Consider the following 13,839-nt stretch of genomic DNA (forward strand, 5'->3'; position numbering starts at 1 on the left):
ACTTTTAAAAGTTTTAATATGAAAATCACATTAAAAGTTTGGAGACAGAAAAACGGTAAAGAAAAAGGCGCACTTGCCACCTACCAACTGGATGATATATCACCTGATATGTCTTTTCTAGAGATGTTTGATGTCTTAAACGAACAATTATCAAGAAAAGGAGAAGAACCTATAGCCTTCGATCATGACTGTAGAGAAGGTATATGCGGAGCTTGTAGTATGTATGTAAATGGAAAGCCTCACGGACCTAAGCAAACAACTACTTGCCAGCTACATATGAGAAGCTTTAAAGATGGGGATACTATTGTAGTAGAACCATGGAGAGCTCAGGCTTTCCCTGTAGTGAAAGATTTAGTGGTGGATAGATCTGCTTTTGACAGAATAATTTCATCTGGTGGTTATGTATCTGTAAACACTGGTGGCGTACCTGACGCTAACGAAATTCCTATTCCAAAGAAAATTGCTGATGAAGCTTTTGATGCAGCAACATGTATTGGATGTGGAGCTTGTGTGGCAGCATGTAAAAATGCTTCAGCTATGCTATTCGTAAGTGCTAAGGTTTCTCAGCTAGCTATGTTACCTCAGGGTAAAGTAGAAAGCAAAACCAGAGCAGAAAGGATGGTAGCGCAAATGGATGAAGAAGGTTTCGGAGCATGTACTAACACTGGAGCTTGTTCTATAGAATGTCCTAAAGGCATCAGCCTTGAAAACATTGCTCGTCTTAACAGAGAGTATTTCGGAGCTAAAGCAAAATCAGACAATCTATAAGTCTGAAAATAAATAAAACAAGGAATCCCCATCTGAATAAGTTGGGGATTTTTTATTTCCAGGGGTAATTGAATAATTAATCACATTGATTATATTCAATTCATGAAAACAGGAAGACTAGAAGCTTTTAGCGATGGTGTACTAGCAATCATCATCACCATTATGGTTCTTGAAATGAAAATACCTCATGGAGCAGATATTGAAAGCCTAAAGCCACTGCTTCCGATAGTAATCAGCTACATTCTCAGTTTCATTTATCTCGGGATTTATTGGAATAATCACCATCATATGCTTCATGTTACCTCCAAAGTGTCAGGAGGCATTTTATGGGCTAATCTTCATCTTCTGTTTTGGCTTTCGTTAATACCATTTGTTACCGGATGGATGGGTGAAAACAACTTCGCTCCAGTGCCTATGGCTCTTTACGGCGTAAATTTACTAATGGCAGCCATTGCTTATGCCATTTTACAACGCACCATCATTAACAAACAGGGCCCTGACTCTATCATTGCGAAAAGCGTAGGTAAAGATTTGAAAGGTAAACTGTCTCCGGTAATTTATTTAATAGCCATACCAGCGGCCTTTTTAAATCAATGGATTTGTGGCAGCCTCTACTTTCTGGTAGCCTTAATATGGATTGTGCCTGATAAGCGCATTGAAAAGAACATCACTGACTAATCAGCTTTTCGTAACCGTTTCTGGCATATACTTGAATACCAAGAAAGCAGAAACAAAAGCAGCTACACCAGTGACGATAAACGGCAATTCAAAAAATTGATTCACCAAAACACCGGTTATTAACGGTCCTACGGCTATCCCCATGGCAAAACCCATGGTGATTATACTCATCTGCCTACCCTCACCTCCTTTTCTTGAAAGATCGGCAGCCAGTGCAAATGCTGGCGCAGCAATACCTGCAGCCGCTATTCCTTGAGCTAGTCGCAAAATAATGAGTTGATACATTTCCTGAACCTCTCCCATCAAAATAGTACTGATAGCCATGAGCACCAGACCTCCAAGTATAAAGGGCCTCCTACCCTTTTTATCAGACAAATGTCCCAATGGCACTTGAAACAATAAGCGCCCCACCATAAGCATGCTGAAGGCAACACTAAAACCAAAAGCAGTGATATCAAGTCGTTCATTAAACTGATTCTCAAGTGTGGTCACCATAGAGAAGCAACTTGCCATGGTAAAAGTGGCCAGAGCACCGGTAAGAATTCCAGGCGTATATAGTGACCAATCGAAAACACCAGATTTCTTTTTAGAATCCACATTATCTACATGCACCTCCTTCACCCATATTAAAACCATCAAAACCGACAGAAACACAAAGCCAGCACCAGCTATGAATGCCGCATCAAAACCATGATTCACTTGCAGATATCCACCAATGACCGGACCTATGGCAAAGCCAATCATCCTACTGGTACTGTACACGCCCATAGCTCCTCCCCTGGTCTCTTTATTCGAAACAGCGGTTATGATAGATAATGAAGCAGGAATAGTAATCGCTACACCCACGCCCTGCATGATTCTAAGTAAGAGTAAATGCAGAAAATTCTCAGCAAGCATAAAGCCCAAAGTACCTGTGCCAATAATAATCATTCCTATGATGATCAGCACTTTCCGCTTATTTAAAGAATCGCTTAAAGAGCCCATCAAAGGTTGACAGAGAGATGTAACGAAACCAAAAATGGAAATCAACAATCCTACTAAAACGGGCGTAGGCATATCAATATGTTCCGTTGGAATTTTGGCCACATAGATAGGAATCATAATAAACAAAATACTGTTCCCCATAGCATCTGCCATCCTGGCAAATGAAAGTGCCAGTATAGTTTTATTCAATCCCAAAACCCGTTTCGTAATCTCCTTTATTTTCAAATCGCTACTTTTTAGTTATAACACTACTAAGTAAGACTTACCGCCTCAAATTGTTACCCAGGAAAGACATAATTATGCAATATTTACTACACCGGATATATGAGCATACCATCGGTATATATTATTTATTAGATTTGTTTCACCAAAACTAAAACACACTTAATTATGAAAACCAAACTCAGCGTATTAGCCTTATCAACATTGGCTATGCTTGCGTCATGCAACCAACCAAAAGGTGACGAAGCCTCATCAACAGATGCAGATTCTTCAGCCGTTGAAGCAGAAGTAACACCGGCACTCACCAAAGTATGGGAAACCGACACCATCTTGACTACCAATGAATCTGTACTCTATGATGAAGCCAACGATATACTTTATGTAAGTAATATCTCCGGAACACCTACAGAAAAGGACGGTGTAGGCTTTATTAGCAAATTAAACCCAGATGGTTCTGTTATAGAATTGAAATGGGCTACTGACGGCCTTAATGCTCCGAAAGGAATGACTCTTTTAAACAATAAACTATATGTTACTGATATCGATGCTTTAGTTGAAATCGATGTAACGGATAGCTCATCTGTAAATAGATATCCTGTTGAAGGTGCATCATTCCTAAATGATGTTACGCATTATGATAACAAAGTATACTTCTCTGACATGGGCACTGGCCAAATTCATGTATTTGAAGCCGGAAACATCAGCACCCTGGCTGATAGTGTAGAGTCTATTAATGGACTTACATTCAGCACAAATGGTGATATCTATGGTCTTGATGCTACTGGTCTACGTAAATACTCCATGGAAGGAGCCGCACCAGAAGTGATTAATGACGTAGTTACTGGTGGTGATGGACTGATTTTTATTAATGACACTACTTTCATTGCCAGCAGATGGCAAGGTGAAATTTATCTTATAAAAGGTGGTAAAGAGTACCCACTACTAGATACAAAGGAAGAAAAACTAAACACAGCTGATATAGGATACATTCCTGAAAAGAAGCTTGTATTAGTACCAACCTTCTTCGGTAATAAGGTTACAGCTTACGAGCTAACCTACTAAAAACAAATAGGCTGTCTAAAAAGTAACTTTTAAGTCAGATTGAGGCATTCAAAATCTTCATTCTTTTGAATAGGAAAACATTTCGAGTTCCTCAATGCGACATTAATTCATCTGAATTATACTTTTTAGACAGCCTTTTTATTGCTACTTCTTTTTCTCCTCTTTCAGCTTTATAATCTCTTTTTGCAAGTCTAATACTATAGATGCAAGCTGCTCAGTAGAAACATCATTACTTTCATTAGCATCAGGAAACTGCACGCTGATATAAGCCTTGCTAGACCAAACCTCCAGCACCTCCTCTCCAGCTATCTGATAAGGAGCATATTGCCTGTTATCAGACACAAGGAATAGCTTTCCTGTATCTTCCAGATAATTAAATACTCTTTTATAAACTATACCATCATTCTGAGTAACGAGAATGTAGGTTTTTCCATTTTTAATATCCCTGATATCATCCACATACTGACCAATAATAATAGTCCCTGGCAATATCGGCAACATAGAATCACCAGTAATTTCGAAGGCACGGTAAGTACCGCTCCCCGAAAGCATAGGAAGGTTGAATTTTGGCAACTCACGGATATACTCAGGATCTGCATATCCATTCAGATATCCTGCCGCAGCCTTTTGAGGTACGAGCTCAATATTTTCCTTTTGATCCTCATTAACAGTAATTGCTAATACCTCTTTTCCTCTTTTGAATTTGCTCACAATAAGCTCTTCATCAGAGAGCTTACTTACATCCTTATTAATTAATATATCTACAGACGTACCAAATATCTCTGCCATCTTTATGAGATTGCTTATCCTCGGATCAGCACGGCTCTCCTCATAGGCTCCGAGCAAAGAACGCTTTATTCCTATTCGCTCAGAAAACTGCTCCTGGGTTAAGCCTATTCTTTTTCGTAGATATTTGATATTGTCACTTATCAGACTCATTCCTAATTATTAAATACTACTATCGATTTTTCTCTCCTCTTTACAGGAGAAGCTAAGTTATATAAATGAGTGTGATAATAAACGTCTTTAGCCTCAATATATCTTACCTCTTCTTCTATCTGAGTTACCACCTCCCTTAAGGTAGAACCAAGATCAGCAAGCATATAACCGTGCCACCTGGCCTTATCCTCGGCCGACACTACAAATTTAATCTGACACCTGCCTGACTTTAATTTCTTGCTGTACAATTTAAGCTTATATCCGAATGTATTCATATTACTAATTTTATTAGCATTTGATTGCAATAAGTAAATTTTAAAAATACAATGCAATTTATTTTGCTAATTTTTTTAGTTAACACAGATTCACACAAGTCCTGAACATTTTACTTTCGGTATTTCTAGGGATTATTTTATCTTCACAATTACTAAATATGGAAGACAGCTACAAACATCGGGGCATGCGTAGGTCCCTCATAAAAATATTAGAAAACAAGGGCATTACTGATAAAAAAGTACTGAAGGCCATTAACACTATTCCAAGGCATTACTTCTTTGATAATGCACTTCTTGGCCATGCCTATCAGGATAAAGCATTCCCAATAGGAGAAGGACAAACCATTTCTCAACCTTATACGGTGGCTTTTCAATCTGAGAAACTGGAAATATCTCCCAATGACAAGGTGCTTGAAATAGGCACTGGTAGCGGGTATCAGGCTTGTGTATTAGTAGAAATGGGAGCTAATGTTTACACCATAGAATATAATAAAGTGCTATACGAAAGAACAAGGAAGTTTTTACCAAAAATGGGCTATACTCCTAAGTTTTTTTGTGGAGATGGTTCCAAAGGGCTGCCAAGATATGCACCTTATGACAAGATAATAGTTACAGCGGGAGCACCTACAGTTCCAACCAGCCTGATTAAGCAACTTAATATAAATGGCATTCTGATCATTCCTGTAGGAGATAGTTCAAAGCAGAAAATGCTTAAAATAACCAAAGTAGATGAGAAAAAGTTAAAGAAAGAAGAGTTCGATTATTTTAGCTTCGTACCTTTGCTGGGAGATGAAGGCTGGGGCTAAACCATTCTTTTTTTAGTTACTTTAATTATTACAATTTTTAGATGTCAAATAAGCACAAAAAATTCGTTCGTGAGTCTTATGTTACCATGACGGAATTAGTTTTACCTAATGATACTAACACGCTAAACAATCTGATGGGTGGGCGCCTCATGCACTGGATGGATATCGTATCTGCCATTGCCGCTCAGAAACACTCTAACAGAATAGTTGTAACGGCATCCGTTGATAACGTATCATTCGGGAAGCCGATTCAGTTAGGCAATGTAGTTACCCTAAAGGCGAAAGTTACCCGTGCTTTCAGTTCATCTATGGAAGTTCACATACAGGTAGAAGCTGAGGATATCCCTAGCGGAAAGAAATTTGCCAGCAACAGTGCCTTCTTCACTTTTGTAGCGGTGGACCAATCAGGAAGACCAATAGATATTCCAGAGGCTATCCCGGAAACTGATGAGGAAAAAGCCTTATTTGACGGAGCCTTAAGAAGAAGACAATTAAGATTAGTTTTAGCAGGTAGAATGAAGCCCGATGAAGCTAAAGAACTTAAATCTATCTTCAATTTAAATAAAGAGTAAAAGCATGGAAGATAATTCATTTTTAAAATTCTTCATCACCGAACCTGTTTACCACATCCAGGGTGAAGAGATAATACAGAATAAGGTAGAAGAACCTGAAATGAAAATATCAAAACCTGAGTCCGAGCCAGAAATTATAGAAGAAGCTCCTAAAGAAGAAATTAAGGAAGAAATCAATCAACCTATATCCATTAAGGGTTCTAACGCTAAAAATGTCATCATTATAGTGAATGAACCAGAGGTCGAATTTATATCTGATTCTAATGAAGACTTTCTGGGCAAAATTCTAAAGGCCGTAAAGCTTGATATTAAGGAGGTTGGTTTAATAAATGCTGCTAATAACCCTGGACTTAATCAGCATAATTCTATGGACCTGGAAGGCAGCAAATTCCTGTTATTCGGAATAGAGTCTGCGAAGATCTTCAAAGACAACTTCCCTCATTATCAAATCATTGAGTTGGAAAGCAAGCAATTCCTTAGTGGAAACTCGCTTTCAGAAATTGCAAAGGATTCAGAACTTAAAAAATTACTCTGGACGGCTCTACAAAAACTCTTTTTGTAGTTTCTAAAAATGAATTTTATTTCATTATATAGTTTGTTATTATATATTTGTTAAGACTCCAAAGGGCATAAGGCCCTTTTTTTGATTTTTTAATAACAATCAATCTTAACCTTTTCTAGTAATGAACATGATCATTTACCTTGTCCCCCTTCTCGGACTTTTGGGGCTCATTGTTATGTTAGTTAAATCGTCTTGGGTGAAAAAACAACCTGCAGGAGACGAAAAAATGCAAACCCTCGCAAATCATATCCGAGAAGGCGCACTAGCCTTCCTAACTGCAGAATATAAAGTTTTAGCCATCTTCGTTGTCATTGCCGGCGCTTTACTTGGCCTGATTGCCAGTTTGGTAGAAACCACGCATTGGTTCATCGTAATTGCCTTCGTTATCGGAGCCTTCTTTTCAGCAGTAGCTGGAAATATAGGCATGCGAATAGCTACCGCGGCCAATGTAAGAACAACGCAGGCCGCTAGAACAAGCTTACCTCAAGCATTGAAAGTATCTTTCACCGGCGGCACGGTAATGGGCCTTGGTGTAGCAGGACTAGCAGTATTCGGACTTAGCCTTTTATTCACCTTTCTATTCTTTTGGTTTATGGGAGGAAAATGGACTGCTAATGGCGTGCATGACATGACCATGGTACTAGAAGCTCTGGCAGGATTTTCTCTTGGAGCAGAATCAATCGCCCTTTTCGCAAGAGTTGGAGGTGGTATTTACACTAAAGCAGCAGATGTTGGCGCTGACCTGGTGGGAAAAGTAGAAGCAGGCATACCAGAAGATGACCCTCGAAATCCTGCTACTATCGCAGATAACGTGGGAGATAATGTAGGTGACGTAGCTGGAATGGGCGCTGACCTTTTTGGCTCTTATGTAGCCACCGTACTTGCCTCAATGGTACTTGGAAATTATGTTATTAGAGACATGGGCGGATCCATAGATGACGAATTCAATGGCATCGGCCCTATCTTACTTCCTCTAGTTATTGCTGGCCTGGGCATTGTATTTTCTATCATCGGCACCTTCTTCATTAACATAAAAGACAATTCAGCTAAGGAAAGTAGTGTACAAGGAGCCTTGAACATGGGCAATTGGAGCGCTATCATACTTACAGCGATAGCATCATTTTTCCTAATCCCTATGATGTTACCTGAAACCATGCAGATGAGCTTTTTCGGTGTAGGCATTGTGGACGTAAGTGCAATGAACGTTTTCTACGCTGTACTTGTGGGCTTAGCTGTAGGTGGTTTAATATCCTATTTCACCGAATATTACACAGGCCTTGGCAAAAAGCCAGTGGTAGACATTGTACAAAAATCAGCTACTGGTGCAGCCACTAACATTATTGCCGGCTTAGCCACAGGGATGATCTCAACATTTGCCCCTATTATATTATTTTCAGGAGCCATTTGGGGTGCTTATGAACTAGCTGGGTTTTATGGAGTTGCTATAGCAGCATCAGCCATGATGGCCACTACAGCAATGCAATTAGCAATAGACGCCTTCGGTCCTATCGCGGATAACGCAGGTGGTATCGCAGAAATGAGTGAACTACCAGATGAAGTAAGAGAAAGAACAGACATTCTTGATTCAGTAGGAAATACCACAGCAGCCATCGGTAAAGGTTTTGCCATCGCATCAGCTGCATTAACTGCATTAGCACTCTTTGCCGCCTATGTGACATTTACAGGGATAGATGGAATTAATATATATAAAGCGAAAGTTTTAGCTGCCTTATTTATTGGAGGTATGATTCCAGTAGTTTTTTCAGCCTTCGCCATGAACTCAGTAGGTAAAGCTGCCATGGAAATGGTAAAAGAGGTGAGAAGACAATTTAAAGAAATACCTGGCATCATGGAAGGTACGGGTAAGCCAGAATATGGTAAGTGTGTGGACATCTCGACTAAGGCTGCCATTAGAGAAATGATGATACCTGGAGCCATAACTATTATTACTCCTATTATTATCGGTTTTGTTATGGGACCAGAATCATTAGGTAGCTATATGGCTGGGGTTGCAGTATCAGGAGTATTGTGGGCTATCTTCCAAAATAACGCTGGTGGTGCTTGGGATAACGCCAAGAAATCCTTTGAAGCAGGTATCGAAATAGATGGTCAAATGACCTACAAAGGCTCCGATGCTCACAAGGCCGCAGTAACAGGAGATACAGTAGGTGATCCATTTAAGGACACTTCAGGTCCTTCTATGAACATATTGATTAAGCTTACTTGCCTGGTGGGGTTAGTGATAGCACCAATCTTAGGAAAGGTTTATGGTGATGAAATGACACCTCACGAATCAAAAATTCAGGAAACCAAAAAAGAAATTAAATTAACTGCAAATGAAGTCCATCAGGATGACTTTTCAGTGAACTAATTCTAATAGCACTAAATATTAAAAGGACTTTACCCAAAGTCCTTTTTTTATAACCAAAACATTTTAGCATGATGTACATTATATATAAAGTGTTTTATTTTATATACCTAAACCATAAAAGCATTCACAATCAACAACTAAACTGGTTTGTTTTTGCTTATTTTGTGTAACATCACTTGTAAAAACTACTATGATCAAAAAAATCTTGCTATTATTACTGCTTATATTTCCATTCATTACTAATGGTCAAGATATTCTGGGGAAGTGGAAGACCATAGACGATGAAACCGGAGAAGAAAAATTGTGGTGGAGATCTATAAAAGAGATGGAAAAGTCTTCGGAAAAATCGTTAAGCTTTTTAGAAACGAAGGTCAGGATCCTGATCCCGTTTGCACAGAATGTCCTACAGACGATCCGAGGTACGGAAAAAAAATAATTGGAATGGAAATCATCAAAGATCTTCGCAAGGATGGAGATGAATATGTTGATGGCACAGTATTAAAACCTGACGAAGGTCAAATATATAAATGTAAAATATGGTTGGAAGACGGCAAACTAAACATTCGTGGATATTGGGGGTTGTTTTATAGGACTCAAGAATGGGTAAAAGCCGAGTAAGCCATATAACATAACTTAATTTATGCGCTTAAAAAATAATTTTTTAACTCTTAGAGTAAAGCACGGGTTACCAGATAATATTTACTTGTATAAAACATCAGAGCTCAATGAAGGACAATGAGGTTTTCGAACGGATATGCCGTGGTGAAGAGAATGCCTTGGAGTATCTTTATAAGAAATACTATAGGATGATGACTAAACTTGTCATCTCTAATAGTGGTACTGAGCAAGAAGCTAAGGATATTTATCAGGATGCTCTTGTAGTATTTTGGCAAAAAGCTACAAGTGGCAATTTGGTGCTTACTTCTAAAATCAGTACATACCTCTACAGTATTTGTCAAAATCTGTGGAGGAAGGAGTTAGACAGAAAAAGACGTCTCTCCCATGAAGAAAAAGATGGAGAGGAATACATTGATGTTGATACTGCCGAAAGATCTAAGATCATTACCGACTGTATAGGACAACTTGGTGATACATGTAAAAAAGTGCTGATGTTTTACTACTTTGACGGGTTATCAATGCAGGACATAGCTGACAAGCTAGGTTTTGCCAACACTAATACCGCCAAAACCAAGAAATACAAGTGTAAAAAGAAATTAGATGAACTAGTCAAATCTCAATATTCTGAGAGCGACTTTCTTGATTAACGAAATATGAGCAAAGTAGAACAAATTGATGCTTATTTCGGAAACGAAATGACTGATGCCGAGATGTTAAATTTCGAAAACTCAGTTCATAACGATCCGTCTCTAAAAAAGGAATTTGAATTTCAGCAAGAAATCGTGAATTCCCTAAGAGAAGCTAGAAAAGCAGAGTTAAAGGCTATGCTAAATGCAGTGCCTGTATCAGGTGGAATGTCCACTGGAAGCTCTCTGTCATTAGGTAAGGTGGTCTCTATGGTGGCTGCTGTAGCTATCTTAGGTACTAGCGTTTACTTCATCGCTGATTCAGACAAAGGAGTTCAGCAAGAAAAAGCAATCACCCCGACCATTAAACAAGAGCCCGTATTAGAGCCCGCTAAAGAAGTAGCTACTTCTTCCATTGAAGAGGAAAGTAATACAGACCTTAGTGAAGGTGCAGCCGCTGACATGATAGCGGAAGAAACAACTACTACAACTCAGGAACCTTCTGCTCCTCTAAGAGAAACAGAAACCGTGGCAGCAAAAGCTAACGAAGCAAATGAAACCAACACTAACAAGGTTACAGCTTCTGAAAGCAAGCCGGTAGTGGTAACGAAACCGAATTTTAATAAACCAGATGTTTCCAGCTTTGGAACTGTCCCGGACAAACGAGATAGTTTGGAAGCACCGGGAGGTAATTTGGCAGGAAATAGATATAAGGAGCAAAAAGGAGTAGAAGTGGAAGTGGAGAATGGAAGTAGAAAGTATGACTTCCATTACCAGTTTAAAGATGGTAAGCTTTTCCTTTATGGTGACTTCGATCATAATCTTTATGAGATCCTGGAGATCAACGCTAATAGCGATAAGTCATTATTCTTATTCTATCAAAGCAAATATTATTCGCTAGATAAGAGCCAGGCTAAAACTACATCGCTTGAAGCTTTAACTGACTCTAAGCTCATCAACAGATTAGATAGCATCAGATCTCAAGACTAATTGAGAATTCGATATGACTAGTCCTAAAATAGATTGACACTATTTTAATTAAAAATTAATTAAGAACCACAGGATATTCTTCTGTGGTTTTTTCATGTATTTGATTTGGGGTTTTCATATTTAAACTCAAATGAGGTCTTATGTTATTGTAGGTGTTAATAGATTCACTTAAATAGCGTTCTAATTCTTCCACAGTTTTACATTGATGGATCAAGAATTCTCCCTTAAGAATTCCGTTTACACGCTCTGCTAATGCATTCTGATAACAGTCATATCCTTCAGTCATAGAAGGAGTAACTCGGTTATTTTTTAGTTCTCTTTGATATATTTCAGAACAATATTGTAAACCTCTATCGGAATGATAAATAAGGTCTTTGGTTGTTTTTCTACTTTTAAAAGCTTTTTTTAATGCTTTCACGACACTTTCTGCATTCATATCATTGCTTAAATGGTGGCCTACAATTTTTCTTGAGTACGCGTCTGTTACCAATGAGAGGTAATGTGTCCCCTGATCTGTTTTTATATAGGTGATGTCACTTACAAATACCTCTTCTGGTCTACTCAGCTTTCTGTTTTGATACAGGTTAGGATGCTTGCGAAGCCAATGTTTTGAGTGAGTCGTTTTTGTGTAATTTTTCTTTGGTTTAACCAACATCCTTTCTCTTCTTAAGTAATCAAACAGTCCATCTCGACCTATTTTTACTCCATTTTCAACAAAGTCAGCTTTGAGTAAAGCATATAGTTTGCGTGTCCCTAAGCGAGGCATTAACCTTCTTTTGTTCTCAACTAGTTGTTTTACAAGTAGAAGATCAGACTCTCTTTCAAGCCATGCTTTTTCGTGCTGGTAAATAGTTTGACGGCTTATCCCGAACAAGCGGCAAGCATGAGCTAAACTTAGCTTTCTTTCTTGCTGGAGTTCTCTTGCTGTCCGGGCAAGTGCTTTTTTCTGATCGCTGTTCCAAACTCTTTGTCTGATATGTCGATCATTCTATTTAAAACTAGGTTTCTTGCTTTTTCATCTGCAAGTTCTTTTTCCAAACGCTTGATTTTTTGTGCAGGAGTTTCTTCTGAATTTGGCATCTTTTTAAAATGGATATAGGGTTGACTCCAATCTAATCGTCCATGCTTTCTTAACCAAGTTAAAACCGTACTTCTTCCTTGAATACCATAACGCCTTTGTGCTTGCTTATAGGTCAGATCGCCCTTTTCTACTAAATCTACTACTGATAATTTAAAGCCTAAGGTATAATCCCGTTGGGTACGCTTTTTGGCTTTTTCTGAATTCTTTTTGTCCTGTTTCATTATAAGTCTGGTTTATGTCAACTTATTTCAGGACGGGACAATATAAAATAAAAAGCCCCTGATAACCTCAGGGGCTTTTTTATTTACTACGCATGGTTTTATTTTGCGCTTCGTTTAATAACTTAACTCACAATTATTAAATTTGGGTTAATCAAATAATCTGCGTGGAAAAAGATAATAAAAGTAAGAAGAAGAAAAAGCTAGGAAGTTACCCTTATACAAGCGTCGTATTCAGCATTACGCTGGCTCTTTTAGTGATAGGTTTATTTGGTTTACTCATCTTACACACTAATCGTTTATCAGAGCTGATCAAAGATAATATTGAATTACAGGTATATCTGGATAAAGATATAACTGATAATCAACGTATCCAGATCCAGAAAACTCTTTCATCTAAGGATTACGCTTCTGAAAAAGATGATGAGGTACAAATCAGTTTTGTTTCTAAAGAAGAGGCCGCTGAAGATTTCATTAAAGAAACCGGCGAAGATTTCAGTGATTTCTTAGGTGAAAATCCACTGAGGGATGCCTATTCGCTAAAAATATCTCCAGAGTATCAAAACAGCCAAAAGCTAGATTCCATTCAACAGGACATTGAAGCTATAAATGGAGTTTTTGAGGTTGAATATCAGAAAAATGTAGTTGATTCTATTAATGAGAATATCACTACTATCAGCCTATTGTTAGTTGGTTTTGCTGTTATCCTCCTATTAGTGGTTATCATCCTGATCAACAACACCATCAAGCTCGCACTATTTTCACAGCGCTTTCTTATCAGAAGTATGCAATTAGTAGGCGCCAAAGCATCATTTATACAAAAACCGTTTTTAGGAAGAGCCACAATGCATGGCCTTATAAGCGGCATTGTAGCCAGTGCTTCATTATATGCATTGATGCAATATGCCTATAGCGAATTCCCTCAGCTGGAAAACCTTTATGAGCCTGAAAAGATATTAATACTTTTTGCTACATTACTTTTTGCCGGCGCTGTTATTGGCTTCTTCAGCACATTAAGGGCCGTAAAAAAATACCTAAGAATGTCATTAGACGAACTATATTAAAAC

At 38.3% G+C, this 13,839-nt stretch carries 15 protein-coding genes; 11 read left to right on the top strand and 4 right to left on the bottom strand.

The window, feature by feature from the left end; translation table 11 throughout:
• Positions 1 to 18 precede the first annotated feature (18 nt).
• Both LVD16_RS24220 and LVD16_RS24225 read left to right on the top strand, forming a co-directional pair.
• A complete protein-coding gene (locus LVD16_RS24220; protein ID WP_233770885.1) occupies positions 19 to 768 on the top strand; it encodes a succinate dehydrogenase/fumarate reductase iron-sulfur subunit in 750 nt (249 codons plus the stop codon).
• 102 nt (positions 769 to 870) lie between these two features.
• Positions 871 to 1,446, top strand: a complete 576-nt coding sequence (locus LVD16_RS24225; protein WP_233770886.1) for a TMEM175 family protein — start codon at positions 871 to 873, stop codon at positions 1,444 to 1,446.
• On the opposite strand, the gene LVD16_RS24230 is transcribed toward LVD16_RS24225, so the two are convergent.
• Positions 1,447 to 2,619, bottom strand: coding sequence for an MFS transporter (locus LVD16_RS24230; RefSeq protein WP_233770887.1), 1,173 nt, complete (start codon positions 2,617 to 2,619; stop codon positions 1,447 to 1,449). It lies immediately after the preceding gene.
• Positions 2,620 to 2,820: 201 nt separating this feature from the next.
• On the opposite strand from LVD16_RS24230, the gene LVD16_RS24235 reads away from it, so the two are divergent.
• A complete protein-coding gene (locus LVD16_RS24235; RefSeq protein WP_233770888.1) occupies positions 2,821 to 3,714 on the top strand; it encodes an NHL repeat-containing protein in 894 nt (297 codons plus the stop codon).
• A gap of 144 nt (positions 3,715 to 3,858) precedes the next feature.
• On the opposite strand, the gene LVD16_RS24240 is transcribed toward LVD16_RS24235, so the two are convergent.
• Both LVD16_RS24240 and LVD16_RS24245 read right to left on the bottom strand, forming a co-directional pair.
• A complete protein-coding gene (locus LVD16_RS24240; protein ID WP_233770889.1) occupies positions 3,859 to 4,653 on the bottom strand; it encodes an XRE family transcriptional regulator in 795 nt (264 codons plus the stop codon).
• A 2-nt stretch (positions 4,654 to 4,655) separates the two neighbouring features.
• Complete coding sequence (locus LVD16_RS24245) at positions 4,656 to 4,928, bottom strand: hypothetical protein (RefSeq protein ID WP_233770890.1); 273 nt, start codon at positions 4,926 to 4,928, stop codon at positions 4,656 to 4,658.
• Positions 4,929 to 5,113: 185 nt separating this feature from the next.
• Between LVD16_RS24245 and LVD16_RS24250 the strand changes: the two genes are divergently transcribed.
• The 7 genes from LVD16_RS24250 (at position 5,114) to LVD16_RS24280 (ending at position 11,473) form a co-directional block, all read left to right on the top strand.
• Entirely contained in the window at positions 5,114 to 5,734 is a 621-nt protein-coding gene (locus LVD16_RS24250) for a protein-L-isoaspartate(D-aspartate) O-methyltransferase (protein ID WP_233770891.1), read from the top strand.
• Between the two features lie 41 nt (positions 5,735 to 5,775).
• On the top strand, positions 5,776 to 6,306 hold the full coding sequence (locus LVD16_RS24255; protein ID WP_233770892.1) for an acyl-CoA thioesterase: 531 nt from the start codon (positions 5,776 to 5,778) through the stop codon (positions 6,304 to 6,306).
• 4 nt (positions 6,307 to 6,310) lie between these two features.
• Positions 6,311 to 6,868 (top strand): hypothetical protein, encoded by a 558-nt coding sequence (locus LVD16_RS24260; protein WP_233770893.1) that lies wholly within the window; start codon positions 6,311 to 6,313, stop codon positions 6,866 to 6,868.
• Positions 6,869 to 6,989: 121 nt separating this feature from the next.
• Positions 6,990 to 9,239, top strand: a complete 2,250-nt coding sequence (locus LVD16_RS24265; protein ID WP_233770894.1) for a sodium-translocating pyrophosphatase — start codon at positions 6,990 to 6,992, stop codon at positions 9,237 to 9,239.
• Between the two features lie 306 nt (positions 9,240 to 9,545).
• On the top strand, positions 9,546 to 9,857 hold the full coding sequence (locus LVD16_RS24270) for a DUF2147 domain-containing protein (RefSeq protein WP_233770895.1): 312 nt from the start codon (positions 9,546 to 9,548) through the stop codon (positions 9,855 to 9,857).
• Between the two features lie 107 nt (positions 9,858 to 9,964).
• Positions 9,965 to 10,504 carry an RNA polymerase sigma factor gene (locus tag LVD16_RS24275; RefSeq protein WP_233770896.1) on the top strand — a complete coding sequence of 180 codons (540 nt, stop codon included), beginning with the start codon at positions 9,965 to 9,967 and terminating at the stop codon, positions 10,502 to 10,504.
• Positions 10,505 to 10,510: 6 nt separating this feature from the next.
• Positions 10,511 to 11,473 (top strand): hypothetical protein, encoded by a 963-nt coding sequence (locus LVD16_RS24280; protein WP_233770897.1) that lies wholly within the window; start codon positions 10,511 to 10,513, stop codon positions 11,471 to 11,473.
• Between the two features lie 55 nt (positions 11,474 to 11,528).
• On the opposite strand, the gene LVD16_RS24285 is transcribed toward LVD16_RS24280, so the two are convergent.
• A protein-coding gene (locus LVD16_RS24285) for an IS3 family transposase (protein WP_370687625.1) occupies positions 11,529 to 12,775 on the bottom strand; the annotation gives its coding sequence in 2 pieces (ribosomal slippage) (positions 11,529 to 12,424 and positions 12,424 to 12,775; 1,248 coding nt in all).
• A 164-nt stretch (positions 12,776 to 12,939) separates the two neighbouring features.
• Between LVD16_RS24285 and LVD16_RS24290 the strand changes: the two genes are divergently transcribed.
• Positions 12,940 to 13,836, top strand: coding sequence for a cell division protein FtsX (locus LVD16_RS24290; protein WP_233770899.1), 897 nt, complete (start codon positions 12,940 to 12,942; stop codon positions 13,834 to 13,836).
• The last annotated feature ends 3 nt before the right edge of the window (positions 13,837 to 13,839 follow it).

It is taken from the genome of Fulvivirga ligni (assembly GCF_021389935.1).
In the GTDB taxonomy this organism is placed as follows: domain Bacteria; phylum Bacteroidota; class Bacteroidia; order Cytophagales; family Cyclobacteriaceae; genus Fulvivirga; species Fulvivirga ligni.

Bases quoted from the DNA above. Each gene is read 5' to 3' on its own strand.
- LVD16_RS24220 (WP_233770885.1), top strand. From the start codon at position 19: ATGAAAATCACATTAAAAGTTTGGAGACAGAAAAACGGTAAAGAAAAA.
- LVD16_RS24225 (WP_233770886.1), top strand. From the start codon at position 871: ATGAAAACAGGAAGACTAGAAGCTTTTAGCGATGGTGTACTAGCAATC.
- LVD16_RS24235 (WP_233770888.1), top strand. From the start codon at position 2,821: ATGAAAACCAAACTCAGCGTATTAGCCTTATCAACATTGGCTATGCTT.
- LVD16_RS24240 (WP_233770889.1), bottom strand. From the start codon at position 4,653: ATGAGTCTGATAAGTGACAATATCAAATATCTACGAAAAAGAATAGGC.
- LVD16_RS24245 (WP_233770890.1), bottom strand. From the start codon at position 4,928: ATGAATACATTCGGATATAAGCTTAAATTGTACAGCAAGAAATTAAAG.
- LVD16_RS24250 (WP_233770891.1), top strand. From the start codon at position 5,114: ATGCGTAGGTCCCTCATAAAAATATTAGAAAACAAGGGCATTACTGAT.
- LVD16_RS24255 (WP_233770892.1), top strand. From the start codon at position 5,776: ATGTCAAATAAGCACAAAAAATTCGTTCGTGAGTCTTATGTTACCATG.
- LVD16_RS24260 (WP_233770893.1), top strand. From the start codon at position 6,311: ATGGAAGATAATTCATTTTTAAAATTCTTCATCACCGAACCTGTTTAC.
- LVD16_RS24265 (WP_233770894.1), top strand. From the start codon at position 6,990: ATGAACATGATCATTTACCTTGTCCCCCTTCTCGGACTTTTGGGGCTC.
- LVD16_RS24275 (WP_233770896.1), top strand. From the start codon at position 9,965: ATGAAGGACAATGAGGTTTTCGAACGGATATGCCGTGGTGAAGAGAAT.
- LVD16_RS24280 (WP_233770897.1), top strand. From the start codon at position 10,511: ATGAGCAAAGTAGAACAAATTGATGCTTATTTCGGAAACGAAATGACT.